Here is a 21,371-nt window from a genome sequence, read left to right as displayed (position 1 = left end):
TTATGTAAAGCTTTACATAATTCCCATAACCATCCATCGGGAACTTTAAGACCTAGTGAAGCAGATAAGAGACTGACTGAAAAGATTAAAAATGCTGCCGGCTTATTTGATATTAAAGTCCTTGATCATCTTATAATTACTCCTGACGGTGAATTTTTCAGTTTTGCCGATGAAGGTTTGTTGTAAATTTTTTGCACTATATTTTTCTATAAGACCTGGTTCGAACCGGGTCTTTTTTGTTGTTCTAAACTTCAAAAACGAAATCAAATTTGATTGTTGTGTACTTAAAAATTGTATATTTAGAACGCTGAAATTCAGCACAATTAAATTTTATAGTTATCCTATTTTTTGACTTTCGCTGGTAACTATATCCATCTATAATTTACGAATGAGGATTTTTGATCTTCAAAATTTGCAATTGACTTTAGTCAAATTGTATGAAAATTTTGTCCGCTGGGGCGGACGAAAAGGAATAGCAAGAGGGTAACACGCGATGCGATGTTAAGCACTCCTTTTTATTTTCAAATAACTGATATTCAGTAATTTGTAAAATTTTAAAATTTTCGACCTTCTACAATTTGCGACAAATGCCCTGCGAACGCCCATTTTTAGGGAAGGATTTGCGACAAATCGGCGAATTATGGACTCATTTATCGGTATTAGATTCAAAAAGGAAACGGCGAAACGTTTCCAGGAATTTTCAAAGGCACACTTCAAGTCGCATACCGAGGCAATGGTCACGATGCTCGATTTTTTCTTCTACAACGAGATCTCCCCACGGGAAAGGTTGGGCCCGACCGGGAGGACAATCGAGGCCAATCTAAAAAAACGGATCAATGCGGTAATCGCCATAATGAGGGATATGGAAAAGACGCAAACCAAACCCACCGTGGCAATGATCGAATCCCTTTTTCAGACCGAAGAACCGAAAAGGAAACCCCTGATCTTGGAGAAGAAATTTGTGGAGGAAAAGAAAGAAGTACGTTTCCGCGAAAAACAAAATCTCAATAACGAACTGTAAAATTTTGAGCTATGTATATCACGATCACACCTCAAAAATTAGGCGGGAATTACTCCCAAAGTTCGGCAGATTTTGTTGGCTATTTGGAAAAAGAAAATCAAGGTTTGGAACAAAAAAATATGGAGCATTTTTTTAATCAATACGGCGAAGGGATTTTGGCCGAGGAAGTGGTAAAAGAGATTGATGGAAATGGTACCAAACTCAAAAAGACCGAACCGAAATTCTATTCGATTACGGTCAGCCCTTCCAAATATGAATTGAACAGGTTACAGAACAGCAGCGAAGATCTGAAAAATTACACCCGCGAGTTGATGAAAGATTACGTCAATTCCTTCAACCGGGAAATCAATGGCCGGTCGGTAACTATTGATGACATAAAATATTATGCAAAGATCGAACACCAACGAACCTTCAAGGGAACGGATTGGCAGATTAGGGAAAACCAACCCTTTGCCACCAAAATACTTCAACTGAAAAATGAAATCCGAAGTATTGAAAACGGCTCGATGGAAGGAAGCATTAAGAAAAGAGAACGGGAAGTCGCCAATTTGGAACGCCAAGCTCCCCACCAACAAGACGGTAAACGAATTGTCCAGGGGATGCCAAAGGCAGGAAACCAAAGTCATATCCATATCATCGTAAGCCGGAAGGATGCATCCAATACCTTCAGCCTTTCACCGGGCAGCAAGCATAAGGCCTCGGAAGTCGAGATGCACGGTAAAAATGTAAAACGGGGTTTTGACCGTGATCAGTTTTTTGACCAGGCAGAAAAGACCTTTGACAGGACTTTTGGCTACCAACGGAACTTTGCGGAAACCTACAAGGCCCGGAAGGATTTTATCAAAAACCCTAAAACCTATTTTGCATCGTTGATGAAATTGCCCATCAATGGAAAGGCAATCGCTTTCAAACTTATGCGGGAAACGGACATCCCGATAATACCAAGCATACCGACCAATCAGGCACAGCTTGCCCTAAAGATTTTCAATAAGCTGCGTAAGGGTGTGGATGTGGCAATCAAATCAAGTTCCATCGGAATCTAAATCTTTGTTATGCAACTGGACAACCTTACAACTACACTTTTAATTATTGGTTTAAGCAGTACGCTATTTTATATGCTGTACAGAATGACGCGTTATGCATTTATTTTAAATATGGCTTTGATCGTGGCTTTGGTGTTCTATCAATCGGGCAGCAGTGAACTGATTTTAATTTCATTGGTTCTGGTTTGTCCGCTGATGCTAATTAATACAGGGTTTTATGTTTTTCTGCACAAAACCGAGGTACCCAAAAATGACGACCGCAAGTATCGGGTCAATTTTGCAACAACCAAAGGAAACTTTAAACTGGAAAATGTAAAACGTGGGGCATCCATCATAGGATCTGCCGGAAGCGGGAAGACCGAAAGCGTGGTTTATGGATTTTTAAAGCATTTCCAGAAAGAAGGCTTTTGTGGGATCATTCACGACTACAAAGATTTTGAGCTGACCGAAATGGCCTATCCGCTCTTCAGGGATGGCAATATCCCTTTTAAGGTCATTTCCTTTGATAAGATCATCCACAGGGTAAATCCCATTGCCCCACGCTATTTAGATAACGAGGAAAGTGTAAACGAGGTTTCCCGGGTGTTGATAGAAAACCTATTAGAGCAACGGGAATTCGGAACGAGCGGAACTACCAAATTTTTTAATGATGCCGCGGAAGGATTGATTGGAGGTTTGATATGGAAACTGAAAACATCCTATCCCGAATATTGTACTCTTCCCCATTTGATTGCCATTTATCAGTATCTGGACACGGACAGCCTTATCCAGTTTTTGGAAACCAATACCACTTCCCGGGCAATGGCAGACGCTTTTATAAGTGGGAAAGATTCGGAACGACAAACCGCCGGTGTAAAAAGTACCTTGGCTAATGCGCTAAAGCGAATTAGCACCCAACGCATCTTTATGGCATTGTCCGCAGACGAAGTGCCGCTCAATATTAATAATTCAGAAAATCCGTGCTTGCTTTCTGTAGTGAATAATCCCAAGTTTGAGACTTCGTATTCGCCTGTAATCGCTACAATTATCCATACCATTACAAAACAAATGAGCGTGCGGAACTCCAAGCCATCGTTCCTATTGATGGAGGAAGCGCCGACTATTCGATTATTGAATATGCACCGCATTCCGGCAACGCTGCGGAGTTATGATATAGCGACTATTTACGTGATGCAGGACAAGATCCAGAATGACATGATGTACGGCGATAAAGCAAGTAAGGCGATATTGAGCAATCTTTCCTATCAATTTTTTGGGAAGGTCAACGACCCGGACACCGCCAAATATTACGAACGCTTTTTTGAGATTATTAAAGACCCTACCAAAAGCGTGAGTCGTGGTCATAACCTTGATTTTGATACCCGAATAACCACCGGAGAAAAGGAAATTCCAAAAATTAGGGCAGATGTTTTCTTTCGCTTAAAACAGGGTGAGTTTATCACCTATGCCGATGGGAAGGATAAAAAGGTACAGTTTAAATTACAAAAGATTCAGAGAGCGCTTCCCGAGGAATCAAAGCAAATTACCCTGGCTGATTTAGAGGCTAATTTTGAGCGGGTTTATGCGGAGGCGAAGTCTATATTTAAAAATTAATTATAAGTATCTTTATGGCTTAAAATCAGGATTTTTATGACCGAAACCAACCGTATAGAATATCAACGAGAACTATCCGATGGATTGGAAAAAGAGGTTGTCGCTTTTCTGAATTATCGTGAAGGTGGAATTTTATATATCGGCATTGACAAAAATGGCAGAACATACGGCTTGGCAGATGCCGATGGTGACCAGCTAAAAATAAAAGACAAGATAAAGAACAACATCCGGCCTTCCGCTCTGGGACTATTCGATATCGTGAGTGAAGAAAGAGAGGGAAAAGACATCTTAAAGATTATTGTAGCGAGTGGCCCGGAAAAACCCTACCACCTCAAAAAATACGGGATGTCGGAAAAGGGCTGTTTTATCCGTTTGGGTTCGGCGGCGGAACCGATGCCCCAAAAAATGATAGACGAGCTCTTTGCCAAACGTACCCGAGATTCCATAAGCAAGATCAAAGCCGGACGACAAGATTTGAGTTTTGGCCAATTAAAAATTTACTACGAGGAATCCGGTTATAAACTGGGAAAAGCTTTTGCGAAAAATCTCGAACTGTTAACAGATGATGGCGATTTCAACTATGCCGCCTATCTTTTGGCCGACAAAAACAATACTTCCATTAAAGTCGCCAAATATTCAGGAACCAATCGAACCGACCTGATAGAAAGCAATGAATACGGCCACGAATGTCTGGTAAAAGCTACGAAACAAGTAATTGATAAAATTACGGTCGAGAACAGAACCAACACAAAAATCACGGCAAAAGAACGGCAGCAGTCAAACGTTTGGAATCCTATTGCCTTGCGCGAAGCCATCATTAATGCCTTTGTGCACAACAATTACACCAATGAAATTACCCCAAAGTTTGAGATATTTACGGACAGAATAGAAATCACCTCGGCAGGCGGCCTACCGGAAGGCCTAAGCAAACAGGAATTTTTTGAAGGTTTTTCAGTACCAAGAAACAAGGAGTTGATGCGTATTTTCAAAGATTTGGAACTGGTGGAGCAATTGGGATCAGGCATTCCCCGTATTTTGGAACATTATGGAAAAGAGAATTTTATTTTTTCAGATAACTTCCTAAGAATGACATTTGCAACTAAAGAAGATGCTGTAAAAGATAGTGCCCAAGTTGAAGCTAAAGAAGGTGGTGTAATAGGTGGTGTAATAAGTAGTGAAATAGGTAGTGCAATTGATAAAAATCCAAAACTTACCACAAGGCAAAAAGAAGTTTTAAGGCTTATTGCAGCTAATAATGGCATTACCTATAATGAAATAGCCGAAGCTCTGGGTATCAACGAATCTGCTGTGGGTAAGCACATTAACACCATAAAGGATAAAGGATTTTTAGAACGCAAGGAAGGGACGAGAGGCTATTGGCAAGTTAATGTTGCAAGGGATTAAAATAATTAAAACTTATTTTCATATTGCCTGCCTATAAGATCAATGGATAATTGACTTAAAACGGTCCCTTATCCCTTGGTCCATTATGGGTGACCTTCCATTGGGCATCTTCCTTGACCATTTTAAAAACACCTGGTTTCGGGTCATACGATGTTGAATATTTAACCCAGGCTACCTCGCCTTCGGTTTTTTTATCCACTATCTGAAAATTGGATTCAGAATCTTTATCCTCAGTAAACATTTCTTGTATACTGGAAAGATTTGCATATCCAGATGCTGTTGTATATTCCTTTAAAGTTGTCTTATCACCGTGATAAAAACTTTCGGCTACGATTTTGGCAGTTTCTGAGGGGGATAAATCCTGTTTTCCTGCACAAGACAGAAAAAATACTACGGACAAAAAAACGGCTATTCTTTTCATAACGATGTTAATTAGGGTTGTTGATAAATCTACGCAATATTTTTAGTTTTAAGTTCCTTTCCCCGTTCTTTTCGTTAAGCTCTAATACCGTCCTGCGGTCATTGCTTATCGAAAACTTTGGCAGCACATAAACCAATCTTACGGTTTCGTTTTCTGCTACTTTGGAGGGCGAATTATACTTGAAAATTGGCTCGTGATAAAGGCGTTGCAATGATTTCCTTTTACCTTTTTGTCTCGTTTCAACCGAGAATTTTAAGAAATTCAGATCGTAATCCAAGGTAGATTTATTTTCAATCTGGATTACAAAGTAAAGCTCATCCTTGTCAAAAACAATATTTTCAATGCTCAAAACGATGCCCTCGTTCCGTTTTTTTATTCGGCCAATCCGTTGTTTTCGATCAAGTAGATAGGAACTGAATTTTTGGTAGTAATAGACCTCATTTCCTAACTCTTTATTAGACTCATTTACTTTTGCCGAATCAGCAACAATGGGCTTTTCATTACCGATACTTTTAGACTTCGGTATAAAATAATTTAGCCTATCAAGCTGTTTCTTATACTTTACAATATACGAAAAAACTGAACCATTTCTATTGACCACCAGAAGATTACTTTCCATTCCCGGCTTTGCCTGGAGCAACCCGAAATACTGTTCTTTCTCGCGATTATAGGTAAACACAAAATTTTCAGATCCCGTAATTCCTTGGCGGATGGGTTGTGGGAAGAATAATGCAACGTTCTTTTGGTCATTAGCATAAATCGTATCGAGTATAATGGGCGTTTGCGCCTTGGTAAAAGTAGTACCAAATAAAAATATTGAGATAAGAATAAAATTTTTCATAGGAGTGAGTTTTTAAATGCCCGTTATGGACTCATAATTTAGGTTTTAGGATTAATTTGTAATTGTTGAGCACGGTAACCTTTACGTTCCGGTGGTTGCGCTGAAATATCTTTTTGAAACCGCTTACCTGTGGTAAGCCGGCAATATTAATGTCGTCCACCATATCACCTACAACTTCGTTGGTGACCTCTGCCCGAAAGTTGTTTTCCACATATATGCCATCACTACCGTCCTGTAGGTCGAAGGCTTTCAACTTTGTGGGATGGTGTTCGATATTCTCGATTTCAATCAACACCCGATTGGGTTGAAAACTGATAAAACCGTAGATTGGAGTGTTTTTTGCAATCTGTTTGCTATTAATGGTAGCGGCTTTGGTCAGGCGCATCCGCAAACGAGAATTGACCTTGACCACTTGATCACCATCCACGGCCGCATAGATTACGGCATCCGTTGTTCCGGAAATGGAAATATCACTTTCCTTTGGATAAGAGGCAAAGAACAACTGATGTTCCAGTCCCAATTCCTTGGCAGCAATTTTTTGTTCAGCTTTTATTTCTGCGGAGTCAACTACATTTGCGACTTTGGCAACAGCTTTCGTAACGCCAATATTCTTATAATTTTTTTCGGAATACTTAATTTTTCCTGCGGAGTAAATACTATCCACAATGCGCTCCTTTTCTTTTTCAGGTAAATCTACATCATAAAAGCCCAGGGAATCAATCAGCTTTTCATCGTAGATGCTTGGTGCGTTGGTTTCACGTACTTCCTTTAAATCATTGATGGCATCCAGTTTGGAATCGTATTCTTTTTGATCCTCTTCGAGTTTTGGAACCGATGTTTCTTTAAGGTTCTCGTTCTCACTTTCATCATCGCCTATTACCATCACGGAATAGGAAATCAGGAATATTAATATCACGGCCAATACGGCCGCAAAGACTATTTTTTTCTTTTCTATCTTCATAATCATTGGTTTTTTAATTACCCGTCTGACCGTCGGGCAGGTTATGGATTTTCATTGTTCAGTTTTTTAAGGGATTTCTCGAAATAGTTGGTGACCAATAATCCGTGTGGATTGTTGGGGAAATTCCGATCAACGGCAATAAGGTTTCCGGTGGAAACCAACTCGTACGTATCGATAATCGATCCTCTGTTGATTTCAAAAATGGTAACAGTTCTAAAGCTGTATGTCCCATTCTTTTCTTGGATTTGGGAATCAATGCTGAGCACCTTTTGGATTAATGAATATTGCAACAACCGATTATAGACACCATCGGCCTTTTTTTGACGGTAGAGGTTGTCAACGGAACTGTTCCCAAGCCATAGTGCCTTTTTTAAGTTCTTTTCATAATTGCTTGCATCGATGTTGTAGAAATAATTGTGAAAAAGTTCTAAATGAGCCAAGGCTTCAACTTTAAAATTTTCCTTTTGCGTAACGAGCTTCAAAGGAATGATACTTCCATCGGTATTGATGGCAAAAGCATTGTTCAAGGCTTTTTTATTGATGTCGAATACCATCCAAACGGCAAAAAAACTGGACAATAAGGAACAGATGACGACGGCCAAGACAATGAACCGGTTTATTCTAAGGACAACGTAAATATTTTTATAAGGTGTTTTCATTTCAGCGGGTTTAAGCAGTAAATAATTTTAGGGTAAATGATGTAGCGCGCCGGTACAGTTTAAACTTTAGGAAGACGATAAACCCCACCGAACCAAGCTGTACAACCGGGGCAAAAAAGCCGCTGCCGATATCCGTTCCGAACAAATTCGTCCAAAAGTTGGTGTTTATTTCGGTATAAAGCGCATTGACGAATACATTGACCAAAAAGAAGGCTGGCACTAGCATATAGACCGCAACATACAATTTGAAAAAGTTAAAGGCCAATGACCTAAATTTCTCAAACACGGCCAGGCTTATAACCAGTGGAAAAAACGCCTGCATAATTCCCAAAAGAAAAAAACGTTCGGCCAAGAACAGCGGATAAATGAATAAATCGAGAATCCATAGGATAACGCTTCCAATAAAGGCGAATGTCTTGAAGCCAAATAATGGTGTGACCAAGGCTTCATAAAGTAGGGTCATTGCATTTTTTGCCGCATCAATTAGATTTACATCCTCTTCAATGGGTATATCCTGCATCTGCAAGGGCAGTAAAGCGGGAGCCGTGTTTCTGTATTGTGCCTCGATAGAAACAAGAATGCCATCAAAAAAGCCCAACACCTGTGTTGAAAAAATGACCAAAAGCACAACTGCAAAATTTTTGACCAGTTCCCCCGGACTCAATCCCCAGGTATAGCCATCCATATTGGCAACGCCCTCATTGTATTTTTTGAGGATGTTGATCAGAAAGAAAAGTACCGCAAGCGTTTTCATTCCCCCAATGGTATATTGCGAGAAGTCGCTGTTTTGTATGGTCTGGAAAACGGTATCGACGTATTCCAACCCGATCCCTAAGATGATTGCCGCGGTCATAATTAGAATTCTGTTTCCCTGTTATTGATTTTATCCTGCATTTTCCTGAAGGAAATGATGTCGCGATAGCGCCTTGTTCTAACTGTTATGTTGGATACCATCTCTTTTGATTCAATTTCCTTTTGCTTTAGAATATCGGCACGGTCGGCATCGCTCATTTTGAGATAATCGTTGGACAGGATCTGATCGATAAAGTCCATTGTTTCCAAGGAATTTTCAACAATGGCATTGAATGATTCCGATACCCGTTCTATTTCGTTTGGTTTGATGTAAGGGGAATCGAGAATATCCCTTAGATCATTTTGCATCACATAGATCAGGCGTTGATTGTTCCGGCCTATTTCCCCGACGGCTTTTAACTGTTTGACCACATTGTTGACCTTTTCAAGGTTTTCCTTTTGAGTTTTCAGAAATTTGACGGTCTTGACGAGGTTTGATGTCTGTTTTGCAGATTCCACGAGAGATTTGACCAAGCTTATGAAATTCGTGTTGTCATAGACGGGCATCCCTTGGGCTTTAATGTTCAGGCTGAATAAAAGTGCCATTGCGAGTATTACTAGTTTTGTTTTCATAGTTTCTAATTTTTAGATGAATATTCCTTGATTGCTTTTTCCATATCCCGATGCTGTGCGTAGAACATCATAATTTCATCATTTTCCCTACCGTCCGTGAGGTAAGCCGCATAGACCTCTTTGGGAACCTCAAGCCGGAAAATGTTGCTTTCCTTGCCAATTTTGATGAACATTTCGGTGTACTTGCGAGGTCCCGAAAGATTATTTTTGATGGATTTCAACTGGTTCAGGTCGTGGCTTGATAGGTTGAGCCTTTTGACCAATTCCGCATAGCCTTTTTCATTGTTTAAGCTATAAATGACCTGAGTGTTTTCTAAGATGCTCGCAGAAGTGGAATTGTTCGGAAGTTGATTGATAGATTGGAGGATAATCCCAATAGCCCCGTTCTGTTTTCGGATGGCCTGATAATAGAATTCCACACTTTCCAATACGTTCTCAAACTTCAATTGCTTGGCAAACTCATCAAACAAAATAATGCCTTTTTCCGCCTTATTTTTCCAAATCGTCCTTTGTATTGCCGATTTAATCAGTTTGAGCATTACGGACAGGATTTCCTTGTTATCCTTGACTTCGTCCAGTTCAAAAACAATAAGGCGTTTGTCTTCGATTTTATAGGTCTGATCTTCGCTTATCTCAAAGAGGAAGCTGTATAGACCATCGCCAACATACTCAGACATTACGTGCAAGAAATTCGTAACATTGAAGTAGTCAGGATGGATTTTAAGGTGATCTAAAAGTTCGTTTTGTTTGCGTTCGATAAAATGGTAGAAATCATCCAACGAATGATTTTCCGCAGTGCTATCGTAATAATGACGCAGTATTTTCTTGACAGATACGGATTGTGCCTTGGTCACTTTCAAATCAGAAGCAAAAAGCTCGAATAGAAAGACCGATAAATCTTCCAAATGTTCCGGTGTTAGGTCTATTGTATCGCTGATGTAAAAAGGGTTGATCCCTAAATTTTTCCCACCCTCGTAGCGGAGTACGGTATATTTTTCAGGATAAAGTTTTGCGAATTTGGTGTAGGAACCGCCCAGATCGATAATCACCAACCTAACGCCACTTTCAAAGTATTGGCGCAGAATATTATTGGCCAAAAACGATTTGCCTTCACCGGTTGGTGCAAAAATGGCAAAGTTTCTTGCCTTGATTCGTTTTTTGTGTTCATCCCACACATCTTTGAGAACAGGGATGTTATGTTCCCGGTCGTTAAAGATGATCCCGGTAGCATCCGATTTGTAATTTGTATTATTGATAAACAGGCAAAGCGCGTGTTTCAAATCGGACACGTATAAATCATTGTTCGAGAAATTGGAAGAAAAACAGCAGTAGCTGTTCAATATGTAATTCTTTCTTTCTTCGCCCCTTGGATAATAGGGGATAATATCTAGTTCCTTAAATTCGGTTTTTATTTTGGAAGCAATTCTATCCAGGTTTCGGGCCTCCCGGTCCCAATACACGATGTTCAAATGGCCACGGATAATCCGGGCATTGTCATCGGCATTGATCTGGTCAAGGATATGTTGGATTTTTCCGAGTACCACCTTGTTCTGAGAACCGAAATTGGAACTTTTGTTCAGTTCCTCAACTTTTTTGTCCAGCAGCTTACGCCATTTCTGTTTATCGTCCAGATATAGTATCTGGTTAACAATGTGGTTCTCGTTAAGCGTAAGCCCCAGCCCATCAATAAACCCTTGATGAAACACGAAATCGTCAGAAGTGAATTTCTCATTGGTCTTGCTACTCTGTACACTTTCGCCGAAGCACAGTTCGCTGTTGATGGCCAGGGCATCAAAATAATTTTCTCCAATATTGACGCTTTTCTTATCTAAAAGAATATCGGTATCAAAACCCTCGTTGAAGCCATTGAAATAACCATTGGTCAGTTGCTCAATTCCTTTCGCCTCAAGCGGAAGGAATTCCATTTTGCGACTATTGTTGATGAAGGAAACAGAATCACTTACCGAACCGATAAAGCGCTGCACAGAATCGTCAAGTTCCCTGATAATACTCTTGGAAATCTTAAGAAATGGATTGACATATTTTGGATTGTTGAGCGCTTTATTCTTGGTCAGAATAAAGAACAGGAGGCAGCGGTGCTCCATATACTCGCGTCCTTTAAAATGATCGTGGGTCGCTTTTTCCAAAAAGGTAGAATTGGCCAATTGCTCCGAAGCGTAGGATTTCTTTAGATAAATATCCTGTTTGTGAACCACCGTGCCAACAGACAACGATTTTAGAGCCTGAAACCAAGCCCCGTGCATATCCTCAAAATCTTTTTCTGATAAAGAATATATTTCGGGCAGGTTGCCTTCATAGCACAAGACCACATTACCATTGTTGGCAAAAATGATATTGTCCTGAATATCCGCGATGGGTTTGTATGATGAAAGGTTAATCTTGTTCATAATCGATTTCGGAGTTTCTTTTGTTACTGATAATTTTTGGGAAGGCCTTGGCCACCTGAAAAAGCTGTGGGTTGCTCGTTATTCGGGTCAGCGCGATATATAGTGCTGAATTAAGGACGAATACGCCAATTATAATCCCGAAGCTGAACGAGAAGATGATGACCAATAGGGAAGCGAGAATGGATACCATCATTATAGCAAACAGGGATATGGGCAGCCCGAAAATGACCGCCCGTTTCCTGATATTTTTATAGACCTCGAATCTTTTCATTTAAACTACGATTGAAATTAAATAGGTAAAAATCCCTACAACCGCCCCTGCAATAAGGACAAAGACCAATACGCGGGTAATCCCCTTTTTTAAATCGGCATTCTCACCAAAGAAATGTCCGGCATTAAATAGAAAGCCAACTAAAAAAATGACCCCCAGGATGATTGGAAAGACGGTCCTGATGGTAGTGGAAACGTCGTTTACAGATTCTTCGATTCCTCCAATTTGTGCAAAAGATGTAGCAGACAGAAAAGAGAAGATAGCTGCTAAATAGCTTGATTTTTTCATAAGAAAAGGTTTTAAAAATTATACTGATTTGGATATAGGAAAAATACATATATTTGATTATAAATATCTGAAAATCAAATAATTGTGAATAAAATATTATTTAGTTTCGTTTGAATTCAGTTACTATTATTTGACATCAAATTCTATGAAATTTTGAGTCCAAGCTGTTGATAACCAGAAAATTGAAAATGAAAAAAGTGCTCAAAAACGTCAGTTTTGTGATTTTGCTCTTAAAAATGTGCTTCATTTTTGGACAGGAATTGGCAACTCAAAAGCGAGTTGTTATTGATGTGGGGCACGGTGGAAAAGATTCTGGCGCAATCGGGGTAAATGGAATTCTGGAAAAAGATGTTGTTATGGATATCGCAAATGAGATATTGAAACGAAATAACAATTTGAATAAGCCACTAGACATTTACTTAACCAGGTACAATGACACCTTAATTTCCTTATCCGATAGAACTAAGCTAGCTAAAGCTCTAAAAGCTGATTTGTTTATTTCGTTGCATTGTAATTATTCGGATAATCCAAAGGCGAGAGGAATTGAGATATATGTATCTAATGATGAATCAAACCATTCTAATAATTCAACTTGGTTCGCCTTTCAATTGCAAGCTGGGTTCAATAAGAAATTGGGGTTTGAAAGTAGGGGTGTGAAGTTTGCGAATTTTCAAGTAATTAGAGAATCCTGTAATTTCTTTCCCGCCATTTTAGTTGAGTTGGGATTTTTTTCGAATAAGGACGAGTTGAAATACATTTCAGAACCTTTAAATAAGCAATCCATTGCATCAGCTATTTTAATAGAAGTAATTAATTATTTAAAAGATGAATTATGAAAGAAGTATTTATTGAAATAACTAAGTGCGTTAAGGAAATTATTGGACAATTTATTTCAGAAGTGGTAATAATTTATAATTCTTGGAGACTTTGAACTACTTTCTTTTATCCCCAGCCCCCTCTTCAAAAGCAACAAGATTGAATAATTCCCGCATTCGGCTTCGGACTCTGTTTCCGTAACGTTCTTCCAGTTCCTCGGCATTCAGGTTTGTTGTGGCGTGAGTTTTAACCTTTTGATTTGTCTGAAGAAAAAGTTCATGGCGCGATAACAGCACTTCTCCCATAACATTACAATCTTTTCCGTAGAACCTTCCGGGAGGTTCTACCCCTAAATCATCAAAGCAAAATAATTTATTGTTTTCGTAATCTTCGATGGTTTTATAACCAAGATGGTTGAAGCTAAAAACAACGTTGCGGCATGGAATCATCTCGTAAGGTCTTTGCAAAGGAACAAGGTGACGGAGAAGTTTCATTAGGCTGGTTTTTCCACATCCTACGGGACCAGACAGCAAAAGGCCCTTTTCAACATCAATACCGGACTTCTGGCAGCTCTTTTTGTCTTTGATGAAGTAAGAACTCAACTTTAGTATAATATCTCGGTCTTCCTCGTAGATCTTGAATTTTTCTCCAAATAGAAGCTTTCCCTTTGCATTGAGGTACACCAGGATTTTAGGAAAATCGTAAAGCACTGATTTACCATCAAACTTTCCCAGCGAATATTCCACACCGCCTTCTGTTATTTTAGAGGGGTTGTCCATAGTCTTTGATTTTAGTGGTTTTGAGGTTGTCCCTGTTGTGGGACGCTCCTTTTTTCGTTTGACTGTTTTCTGAGCCGTACAATTCAGCACGATCCATCCAGTTTATGGCTAAGGCCCGCCAATCCCTCACCTCATTTTCATCGCTGGTTTTCCAATCTCTTTCCTGGTAGTGCTCAAAGAATTTTTTTCCTTCATCGGCAGAAAAACCTTTTTCTTTAAAAAAATATAAAACAGCCTGCCTGTCCTTTGGCTGTTTATTAATGTTTACTTGTTTAGTATTGTTTATATTAGATACCAATGCTTGTCCACTCACGGGACGGTGTTGGTACACAGCTTGTCCATTGGTGGGATGGTGTGGGTACACTACTGGTTCACGTATGGGATGGTACCGTTCCGCAAGCTGTTCCAATTTGGGATTGTACTGTCCCATATCTGGTTCGTCACTTGTCTCGATAATGGCCATCTTGATTTTACTGCCTTTGTACGGATTGCTGGACGGAAAATATGAGAGATAATCCCACTTATCCAGTTCAACAATACACCGATGGTAGGTGGATTTTGAGCCGATTTTGGCCACACGCATTAGTTCCCTGCGGTTAACGAAAAATTCACTTGCAAACCGGCTGCTGTTCCACTCATGGAATAAAGCCATATACAGGCTAATATGGGTCGGGTTCAAACGGTCATCAAAAAAGAACTTTTCAAAAGCCGCATTCAGTTGCTTAATATAGTTCATGATCAATTATTCAAATTTGTTTTGTACCCGATTGGCGGTCATCACGTTTTGGATTTCCTCGGCATCATAATAGATAATTCCTCCAACTTTGGTGTAGGGTAGGGTGCCGTTAATTCTTAAGTTTTGAAGAGTTCCCGGACTTACCTGGAGCAGATCCATCACATCAGAAGATTTTAAATATTTCTTTAAAGTTCCTGATGACTGTTTAGTGATGAGATTTCTAATCTCCTCGAGCAATTCTAGTTTGAACTCCCGAAGATCGTCGGTGGTAATAATACTTGTTGGCATAATAGAACGGTTTTTAAAGAAAGGGACTATCAAATGGTTAAATCTTTTTAATTGATAGCCCCTATCAAGGTTTGACTTTCGTTCTACAAATTTGATTAGGTTTATTGGAATTTGTTCCCCAGTACGACCGTAGTACGGTCAAAAATTAACATCTTGAAATTTGTTGGACTTTGGCTGTTTTTATCCTACAGATTTTAAACCTAAATCTTCAAATAGTATTAAATTAAATGAAGATTGGAATAAAATACCGATTTCGGTAGGTCAACCGTAGTACGGTCTTTTTTTAACAATTTTGGAAGATTGAAAAATGTAAATTTTTATTCTTCACTCTTATCCATTTCGGAAAGTAGTGAAGTCGCTAATTGATCAAGGAATAACGTTCTGCTATTTTTTCTGCCCTTGATGTCCTGGTTGGTTTTGTAGATATCCCTTGGTGTATAATCAAAAATTTCCTGAAGCTTTTGGGAAACCTTGATGATGCTAAGGCCATTCTGGTTCCGAAGTCCATTATACCATAGGGCATAAACCAATTCCACCCAATCTGAATTAGTAAAAGGCCACTGTATTTTTTCGTAGCATGCTGCTTTACCTCTTTTCCATTACGATTATTTTCAAGATTGGACATTCGTTCATCCAGATAAATAACCAATTTATTGTAGGCTTTGAATTTACCTAAGAGCATATCCCTCGGCGTACAAAAATCCGGATCCTGAAAATAGAATTTTGAAGTGGTTATATGAAAGCTATCCAGATAATCCCGGGTGTAATATTCTTTGTCGAAATGGGTTGCCCCGGAATTGACATACTGCCCAAAATCTAAATTGTACAGAAAGAAACGGTTTAGCTTACCAATTTTCTTTTTTATGAATTTAAGCTGGGAGTTTTTATCCGCCTTTGGAAACTGGATTTCAAAGGAATGGACTTCTGAGAAATAAATTAAATGAACAAGGGGAGCCTGTTTTATCGTTTTAAAGAATTCAATTTCGGCTTCAATTGAGTCAAAGCCTTTAGCTATGACTTCTCTTTTAAGTGTAATGAGTAGGTTACGACAGACTTCAATAGAGCGATAGGATTGCTCAAGGATATTCTTACTGTGAAGTTTGATTTCCTTCAGTTCTTCCAATAGCTTGTATGAGGGCAATTCTGTATCCATCTGTAACAATTTTACCGTAAAGCATCATACACTTTTTTATATAAATGGTTAGATAGTCAATTCGAGTCTATCGACTACGAATGATCACAAGGAAATTGGGAGGTACTCTTATGACAGCTAAAGAACCTGCTTGAAGATAATTACAAATAGCGTTATTATCAGTAATTGATGCCGTATTTTATTACGGAAAAGTCCGTATTTTCCTACGGAACAAGAATTAAAAGTTCAATACAGTACCGAAGCTATTTATTCTTTGGCTCGAAGCGGGATATAAATTGACCTCTATTCTTGACCGCAGTTTTTTTAAAAATATTTGAGGCATGTTTAGAAACAGTGCTTTCTGCTATGAAAAAATCTCTGGCAATTTCTTTATAGGATAATCCTCGTAAAATGGATAATGCAATTTCAACTTCCCTTCTTGTCAGATCTCCATAGATTATTTTGTTTTTCAGGGCTTCATTTCCTTCTACTTTTTGAAAAGCAAAGACTTCGAAGGCTTCAGGCTTATTCTTTAGAAAACGAAGGAATCTATTTACTTCAATAACTGTTATTGCATAGAAAGCCAGGTTCATTACGGTGAAGGTTAACCATTGATAATCACCTATAACTGTTAGTATGGGCAAAAGGGCTATGCAAGAGATACTTATGATGGCTAATCTATTTTTTTTAGAAACAAATGAATTTTGATTGTCGATGTTTGAAATTCTTCTGTAAAATAAGCCGAGAAAAATAAATGCTATAATTGAAACTGGGATCGTGAAAAGAAGCCTTGCTGAATCTAAAGAATTTGTAAGGAAGTAGGGAATTAAGAATAACAGAATAAAACTACAACCTATCAGTATAGCAATATTGGGAATAGTGGAACCAAATTTTAAAAATTCAATATCATAGTCCTTATACAAATAATAAATTATGTATACACATAGCGCTATTGCTACGCCATAAGTAATGATGTATTGAACAATTATTGGGTCAGGAAAACTTTCTGTTGGCAGGAATCCCCCGGTTAAGTTATAAGCAATATACAGCAATCCGAGAGTTATATACCTTCTTAGACTCAGGCGTTTCAGTTTCAAATTTTGAATGACAGCAATAAGTACAATAATGGTGTCAATCAACAGGTAAAAAAAAGTTGTCCAATGGATTGAGGTGCCAAACATCATTGTTTCTCATCTTTACGCTCAAATTTATTTGTCTCTAAATTTTTGATAACATTGCTCCAATGAAAAATCTTACCGTTCATAGCCACATAAACATCTGGCTTAAAACTTGTAAGGCACATATTGCATAGCCTAAATTAAATGGAGCATCTGTATTTTGAAAGGATCCCAGAATAAAGGAACCGGTGAGAACTATCGTTTTATTTATTTTTCGTTCTGCTATATGTTTTGCAGTTTCTTCCATAGTGAAAGTACCATGAGATACTAAAATTTTTGAAGGTTTTGAAGTTTGGATTTTTTCTACCAAATACTCCCGGTCTTCAAATGTGATAGATCTGCTGTCTTTCTGGAAAACTTCTTCTATGGAAAAAGAAAATGAAACATTCGCCGCTTCCAGAAAATTACTTAGTGAAATTTTCCCGGTGTTTTGTTCTTGATCATAATCCAGCCCTTCGATGGTGCCACCTGTTGTAAGTATATGTATCAAAATTGTAAGATTTGGGATTTTACGTACTAAAGATAAGGTACTTATTCTTTAGTAAATACTGAATAAGGATTTTTTTGACCAGGAGAAGCTAATTGCCTGTGGCAAACAACCACAAGTTAAGATAGATTGTTGCCACCATTCCTTATTCGCAGTAACACTTGAGATGCGAGTGCCAACATGGGCAGTTCCAGTAAGGGGCCAATTACCAGCGCGAGAGAAATCAATGGATCATTAGGAAATGCCGTCAGAGCAATGGCAAGCGATATAGGTGAATTCCGGGCAAGAGTCGTCAAATTTAGACTTGCTGAATCCTCATAATTAAACTTCAAAAGATAACTTCCAAAACGGCTGACCAGGAAGTTCACCATGAAAAAGATTAGGATTGGGACGAGAAGAATATAAAGCACGCTTAGATTATTAGTAAGATATTCTCCCTGCGATGCAAACATTGCGACAATAGCCAAAGCCAAAAAAATGATTTGTGCAGTTTCAAAAAAGGGAAGGATCTTCTGTTTCATCAGTATCGTTTTTCTCCGTTTAGATCCCCAATATTTTATAAGCTGGGCGAATAGAAATGGAATGAAAAGAACAAGTAAAATACTTTCCCACAAAATTACCGGGTCCACAGAGCCTGTTTTCCCAAAAAACAACAGCAGGTAAACGGGGAGAAGGATCAATTGCAAGATCAAATTTATCGGCAAAACAGCTGCGGCCAAAGAAGTGTTTCCTTTGGCTATTCCTGTAAAGATCAAATACCAGTCTGTACAGGGGGTTACCATCAGCATAACAAATCCTATCCACAAGCTCAAATGTTCCTTTAACAGCAGTAGCCCTAATAGATAAGCAAATATTGGTGTCCAGATGAAATTGATTACCAGGTTGGCTGATATGAATTTAAGATTGGAAAAGCTGGCAAGCAGGTTCCTCAAAGGAATATTCAAAAACAACCCGAAAAGCATGACCATCAGGAATGGGACGATAAGGTATTCTGAAACTATTTTAATAACTGCGATTTGACCCAGAAGCAGGCCCAAACCTACCGCTAATGCTATTATGAAAGTATGAAATTTATTTAATGTGTTCATTAACTGATTATTCTGTGTAAATTCCTGCGCCTACGATGGTGCCTATCCCATAAAAAGTAAGGCATAATGTTCCCAATGATTTATTAGTTCAGCAATTTCTTTTGATTTTATCAGTTCCCGGTTTTTTTAAAGGTTATAAATCCATTCCAGTATATGAAATTTGCAATTTACTGAGTTCTATGCTGAAATTTTTCTTCCATTTTTAAAAGCCTCCCAACTTTCTTTCAGTGCGTAAGGAACAATAAGAAGGGCAGCCACAGGATCTGCCCACCACCAGTCTAGATACTGAACTGCGAGTAAACCGGCGAGTACTGCTACAGTTTGATAAAGACATACAAAGGTGTCTTTAGAATCGGCTATCAACTCCTGGCTATCCAGTTTTTTGCCGTACCTGTATTTATACCAAATCAGTATAGGGTTTACTACTAGTGAAATAAGCAAAATGATAATTCCCAGAGTACTCCAGTCAGGGGCTTCCTTACTAATAAATTTGGTGACGGAATCATAGGTAATGAATATACTGACGAGCAGAAAAGAAGTAGCAATTACATACAGGGTGATCCTTTCCCTTTTTTTCACCCGTTCTTCCTCTATATCCTTTAATTCTCCATTTAACCGCCACCATAGGGTGCTCGCCGAAACAACCTCCACAACACTATCCAGCCCCCAACCAATTAGGGCAGAGCTGCCCGAGGTAAAGCCGGCAAATAGTGAGACACCTACTTCAATGATATCATAGCCTACATTGTATTCCTGAATTTTTTTGGCTGTTTTTAGGTTTTTTTCTCTTTGCTGATCTTTCATAATGTTGATGTATAATTGAATCAAGTTCCATTAGCTTCTAATCCATTTATGAGCTTCCTCCTGAAAAATGGACTCAAAAAAGCCTATTTCAGCGGTAAAAAGTGGTGCCATAAGATCTCTCATCCAACCACGCCATTCTTTACTCCCTACAACAGCAATCCGCTCGAAAGCGTCCTGGAATTGATGTAACCCGGCATCTTTCCAAGTGGTTTTAGCGGAGTCCTGCCGGAAATCCTGCATCTCAAAGTACCAGTGGATTTTACCTGACTGCTCAATTCTTTCTTGCAATGCCGGAATTACCCGTACCCAGTCGGCTTCAGTCAGCCTTGCTATGGCAACTGTTTCGATTAAGTTCTTTTGTGGATTATTTATAATCTTTAGCATATCTCTGAAAAAACAAATGGTTAATAGGAACAAATGGTTCACAGGCTTAAATATTGCTTTGGCCACTGCTAAAAATGTTCAGCACCCAAAACAAGACAACCGCAACATAAACAAATAAGAGAACGAAAAGTGTAAAGACCTGCCAGCGTTTAAATCCGTGTTCATTGCTTTTCCCTCCCCAATGAATGAAAGCGGCATAAAGAATACCGACTAAACCAACAAAACTAAGAACAGTTGCAAACAGCGGGAAATTACTTACCGGAAGTCCCACGATGGCAAGTGGGAAAAAGGCTATAGTGAGTGTTACAGCATGATCTCCGATTACACTGGTCACGGCAGAAGTTATTTGACCACTTTTAGCCACGCTCCAGGTGGCAAAGATTTCCGGCAGTGCGGCCATAGGTGCCGTAATAAATAAACCACCGACTATTTTAGATATTCCAAGGGCAGAAACAATATTTTCTGTGGCACGTACTGTGAAGAAAGCTCCTATGCCCAAAGCTGCCACACCTGCTACTGCGAACCATATCTCTTTCTTTTTCCAGGTTACCTTTTCGCTTTCTTTTTTTCCTCTAAACAAGGCCTGCGTTAAGTAAACTAAGTACATACCCAACATAATCCAGGCATCTACAGGTTGTAGTCCCCGCCATTGAGAGGGCACAGTTAGTACGGCAACTACTGCAATAATTACCAGATAAGGAATGGCTTGTACGGTGACGGCGGTGGGATCCACTTTAAGCAGATGTTCAGAAAGATGCTCTTTATGAGCCTCTTTTGCATTTTTCTTTTTGAGGTACCTGGTCGCTACATAGGCGGTAATTACCATAAGCGGAATGGCAATGACATTCGAGCCGAACATGGTTCCCAGACCAATGTCACTAACCCCGGTAATAGCACTTGTGATATTTATGCCTATCTCAGGGCTGGCCGCTGCCACCCCTATTAAGGCTCCACCGGCAGCGACCGAGAAGCCCCATTGTTTTCTTAGTTTTTTTAAAGGGGTGGCTAAATGTTCAGCGCCCCAATGGGCTGCCCATACAGCAGCAAGCAAAACCAATGCCCATATCCATGTACTCATATCTGCTTTTAAAGATTTTTTTAAGTTCTCAAATTAAATTTCGTTTTTTTAGCTGATGAACATCCTTTATTGCGGACAAGTTTCTTAAACTATTAAAAATTGAAAATTATTTCAATTTATAAAAAGATAAAGGAACTTTCTCCTAAACTTCTGTTAGAACCTTTTTTTATTTCTCTTCTTCCACACTTTAAAAAACAAATTCCAAGAAAAATTAGCCTTGTAAGTCTTTCAAAACAAACCAGAAAAATAAAAATGCTAATACAAAC

At 38.9% G+C, this 21,371-nt stretch carries 25 protein-coding genes and 1 pseudogene; 6 read left to right on the top strand and 20 right to left on the bottom strand.

All coding sequences use genetic code 11. From position 1 onward, the window contains the following. From RM549_RS18670 to RM549_RS18650, 5 genes are all read left to right on the top strand, one after another. The coding region (locus RM549_RS18670; protein ID WP_311687536.1) for a JAB domain-containing protein at positions 1-186 on the top strand (186 nt) is incomplete at its 5' end. Between the two features lie 454 nt (positions 187-640). Beyond that, positions 641-1,021: a BfmA/BtgA family mobilization protein gene (locus tag RM549_RS18665; RefSeq protein WP_311500626.1), complete on the top strand. Its 381-nt coding sequence runs from the start codon at positions 641-643 to the stop codon at positions 1,019-1,021. A gap of 11 nt (positions 1,022-1,032) precedes the next feature. Beyond that, the gene (gene mobB, locus RM549_RS18660) at positions 1,033-2,064 is read left to right on the top strand and encodes a MobB family relaxase (protein ID WP_311500627.1); all 1,032 of its coding nucleotides are present in this window, start codon (positions 1,033-1,035) and stop codon (positions 2,062-2,064) included. A 9-nt stretch (positions 2,065-2,073) separates the two neighbouring features. Next, the gene (locus tag RM549_RS18655) at positions 2,074-3,657 is read left to right on the top strand and encodes a type IV secretory system conjugative DNA transfer family protein (protein ID WP_311500628.1); all 1,584 of its coding nucleotides are present in this window, start codon (positions 2,074-2,076) and stop codon (positions 3,655-3,657) included. Between the two features lie 36 nt (positions 3,658-3,693). Beyond that, a complete protein-coding gene (locus tag RM549_RS18650; RefSeq protein ID WP_311500629.1) occupies positions 3,694-5,061 on the top strand; it encodes an RNA-binding domain-containing protein in 1,368 nt (455 codons plus the stop codon). 55 nt (positions 5,062-5,116) lie between these two features. On the opposite strand, the gene RM549_RS18645 is transcribed toward RM549_RS18650, so the two are convergent. The 9 genes from RM549_RS18645 to RM549_RS18605 are packed head-to-tail and all read right to left on the bottom strand — an operon-like array spanning position 5,117 to position 12,335. After that, the gene (locus tag RM549_RS18645; RefSeq protein WP_311500630.1) at positions 5,117-5,482 is read right to left on the bottom strand and encodes a hypothetical protein; all 366 of its coding nucleotides are present in this window, start codon (positions 5,480-5,482) and stop codon (positions 5,117-5,119) included. 7 nt (positions 5,483-5,489) lie between these two features. Next, the gene (locus tag RM549_RS18640) at positions 5,490-6,323 is read right to left on the bottom strand and encodes a DUF4138 domain-containing protein (RefSeq protein WP_311500631.1); all 834 of its coding nucleotides are present in this window, start codon (positions 6,321-6,323) and stop codon (positions 5,490-5,492) included. A 31-nt stretch (positions 6,324-6,354) separates the two neighbouring features. Continuing rightward, the gene (traM, locus tag RM549_RS18635) at positions 6,355-7,284 is read right to left on the bottom strand and encodes a conjugative transposon protein TraM (protein ID WP_311500632.1); all 930 of its coding nucleotides are present in this window, start codon (positions 7,282-7,284) and stop codon (positions 6,355-6,357) included. A gap of 41 nt (positions 7,285-7,325) precedes the next feature. Then, entirely contained in the window at positions 7,326-7,943 is a 618-nt protein-coding gene (locus tag RM549_RS18630; protein WP_311500633.1) for a conjugal transfer protein TraK, read from the bottom strand. Positions 7,944-7,953: 10 nt separating this feature from the next. Further along, entirely contained in the window at positions 7,954-8,796 is an 843-nt protein-coding gene (locus RM549_RS18625) for a hypothetical protein (RefSeq protein WP_311500634.1), read from the bottom strand. A 2-nt stretch (positions 8,797-8,798) separates the two neighbouring features. Beyond that, the gene (locus RM549_RS18620; protein ID WP_311500635.1) at positions 8,799-9,368 is read right to left on the bottom strand and encodes a conjugal transfer protein; all 570 of its coding nucleotides are present in this window, start codon (positions 9,366-9,368) and stop codon (positions 8,799-8,801) included. Between the two features lie 5 nt (positions 9,369-9,373). Continuing rightward, positions 9,374-11,776, bottom strand: a complete 2,403-nt coding sequence (locus tag RM549_RS18615) for a TraG family conjugative transposon ATPase (RefSeq protein ID WP_311500636.1) — start codon at positions 11,774-11,776, stop codon at positions 9,374-9,376. Beyond that, positions 11,763-12,047 (bottom strand): hypothetical protein, encoded by a 285-nt coding sequence (locus RM549_RS18610; RefSeq protein WP_311500637.1) that lies wholly within the window; start codon positions 12,045-12,047, stop codon positions 11,763-11,765. The genes RM549_RS18615 and RM549_RS18610 overlap by 14 nt, the downstream gene beginning before the upstream one ends. Then, positions 12,048-12,335: a hypothetical protein gene (locus tag RM549_RS18605; RefSeq protein WP_311500638.1), complete on the bottom strand. Its 288-nt coding sequence runs from the start codon at positions 12,333-12,335 to the stop codon at positions 12,048-12,050. It lies immediately after the preceding gene. 188 nt (positions 12,336-12,523) lie between these two features. Here RM549_RS18605 and RM549_RS18600 point away from each other — a divergent pair, with 188 nt between their 5' ends. After that, the gene (locus tag RM549_RS18600) at positions 12,524-13,171 is read left to right on the top strand and encodes an N-acetylmuramoyl-L-alanine amidase family protein (RefSeq protein ID WP_311500639.1); all 648 of its coding nucleotides are present in this window, start codon (positions 12,524-12,526) and stop codon (positions 13,169-13,171) included. A 96-nt stretch (positions 13,172-13,267) separates the two neighbouring features. Here the strand turns inward: RM549_RS18600 and RM549_RS18595 are convergent, their stop codons facing one another. The 11 genes and pseudogenes from RM549_RS18595 to RM549_RS18550 all read right to left on the bottom strand — a co-directional run bounded on the left by RM549_RS18595 (position 13,268) and on the right by RM549_RS18550 (position 21,105). Continuing rightward, complete coding sequence (locus RM549_RS18595; protein ID WP_311500640.1) at positions 13,268-13,930, bottom strand: P-loop NTPase family protein; 663 nt, start codon at positions 13,928-13,930, stop codon at positions 13,268-13,270. After that, the gene (locus tag RM549_RS18590; protein ID WP_311500641.1) at positions 13,914-14,666 is read right to left on the bottom strand and encodes a hypothetical protein; all 753 of its coding nucleotides are present in this window, start codon (positions 14,664-14,666) and stop codon (positions 13,914-13,916) included. Before RM549_RS18590 ends, RM549_RS18595 begins: the two co-directional genes overlap by 17 nt. A gap of 6 nt (positions 14,667-14,672) precedes the next feature. Then, positions 14,673-14,954 (bottom strand): helix-turn-helix domain-containing protein, encoded by a 282-nt coding sequence (locus RM549_RS18585; protein ID WP_311500642.1) that lies wholly within the window; start codon positions 14,952-14,954, stop codon positions 14,673-14,675. Between the two features lie 317 nt (positions 14,955-15,271). Further along, a complete protein-coding gene (locus RM549_RS19600) occupies positions 15,272-15,490 on the bottom strand; it encodes an RteC domain-containing protein (RefSeq protein WP_489752695.1) in 219 nt (72 codons plus the stop codon). A 104-nt stretch (positions 15,491-15,594) separates the two neighbouring features. Further along, positions 15,595-16,107: pseudogene (locus tag RM549_RS19595) on the bottom strand (RteC domain-containing protein); the annotation flags it as partial. A 242-nt stretch (positions 16,108-16,349) separates the two neighbouring features. Continuing rightward, positions 16,350-17,183 (bottom strand): helix-turn-helix domain-containing protein, encoded by an 834-nt coding sequence (locus RM549_RS18575; RefSeq protein ID WP_311500644.1) that lies wholly within the window; start codon positions 17,181-17,183, stop codon positions 16,350-16,352. A gap of 163 nt (positions 17,184-17,346) precedes the next feature. Further along, positions 17,347-17,754 (bottom strand): asparaginase domain-containing protein, encoded by a 408-nt coding sequence (locus RM549_RS18570; protein WP_311687530.1) that lies wholly within the window; start codon positions 17,752-17,754, stop codon positions 17,347-17,349. A 116-nt stretch (positions 17,755-17,870) separates the two neighbouring features. Next, positions 17,871-18,839 carry an arsenic resistance protein gene (locus RM549_RS18565; RefSeq protein WP_311500646.1) on the bottom strand — a complete coding sequence of 323 codons (969 nt, stop codon included), beginning with the start codon at positions 18,837-18,839 and terminating at the stop codon, positions 17,871-17,873. Positions 18,840-19,016: 177 nt separating this feature from the next. Continuing rightward, positions 19,017-19,643, bottom strand: coding sequence for a cation diffusion facilitator family transporter (locus RM549_RS18560; protein ID WP_311500647.1), 627 nt, complete (start codon positions 19,641-19,643; stop codon positions 19,017-19,019). A gap of 30 nt (positions 19,644-19,673) precedes the next feature. Continuing rightward, the gene (locus tag RM549_RS18555; protein ID WP_311500648.1) at positions 19,674-20,027 is read right to left on the bottom strand and encodes a SpoIIAA family protein; all 354 of its coding nucleotides are present in this window, start codon (positions 20,025-20,027) and stop codon (positions 19,674-19,676) included. Between the two features lie 46 nt (positions 20,028-20,073). Continuing rightward, positions 20,074-21,105 carry a sodium:calcium antiporter gene (locus tag RM549_RS18550; protein WP_311687528.1) on the bottom strand — a complete coding sequence of 344 codons (1,032 nt, stop codon included), beginning with the start codon at positions 21,103-21,105 and terminating at the stop codon, positions 20,074-20,076. Positions 21,106-21,371 lie beyond the last annotated feature (266 nt).

The organism is Autumnicola patrickiae (assembly GCF_031846525.1).
Lineage (GTDB): Bacteria > Bacteroidota > Bacteroidia > Flavobacteriales > Flavobacteriaceae > Autumnicola > Autumnicola patrickiae.
This window is presented reverse-complemented; position numbering and strand designations above follow the sequence as displayed.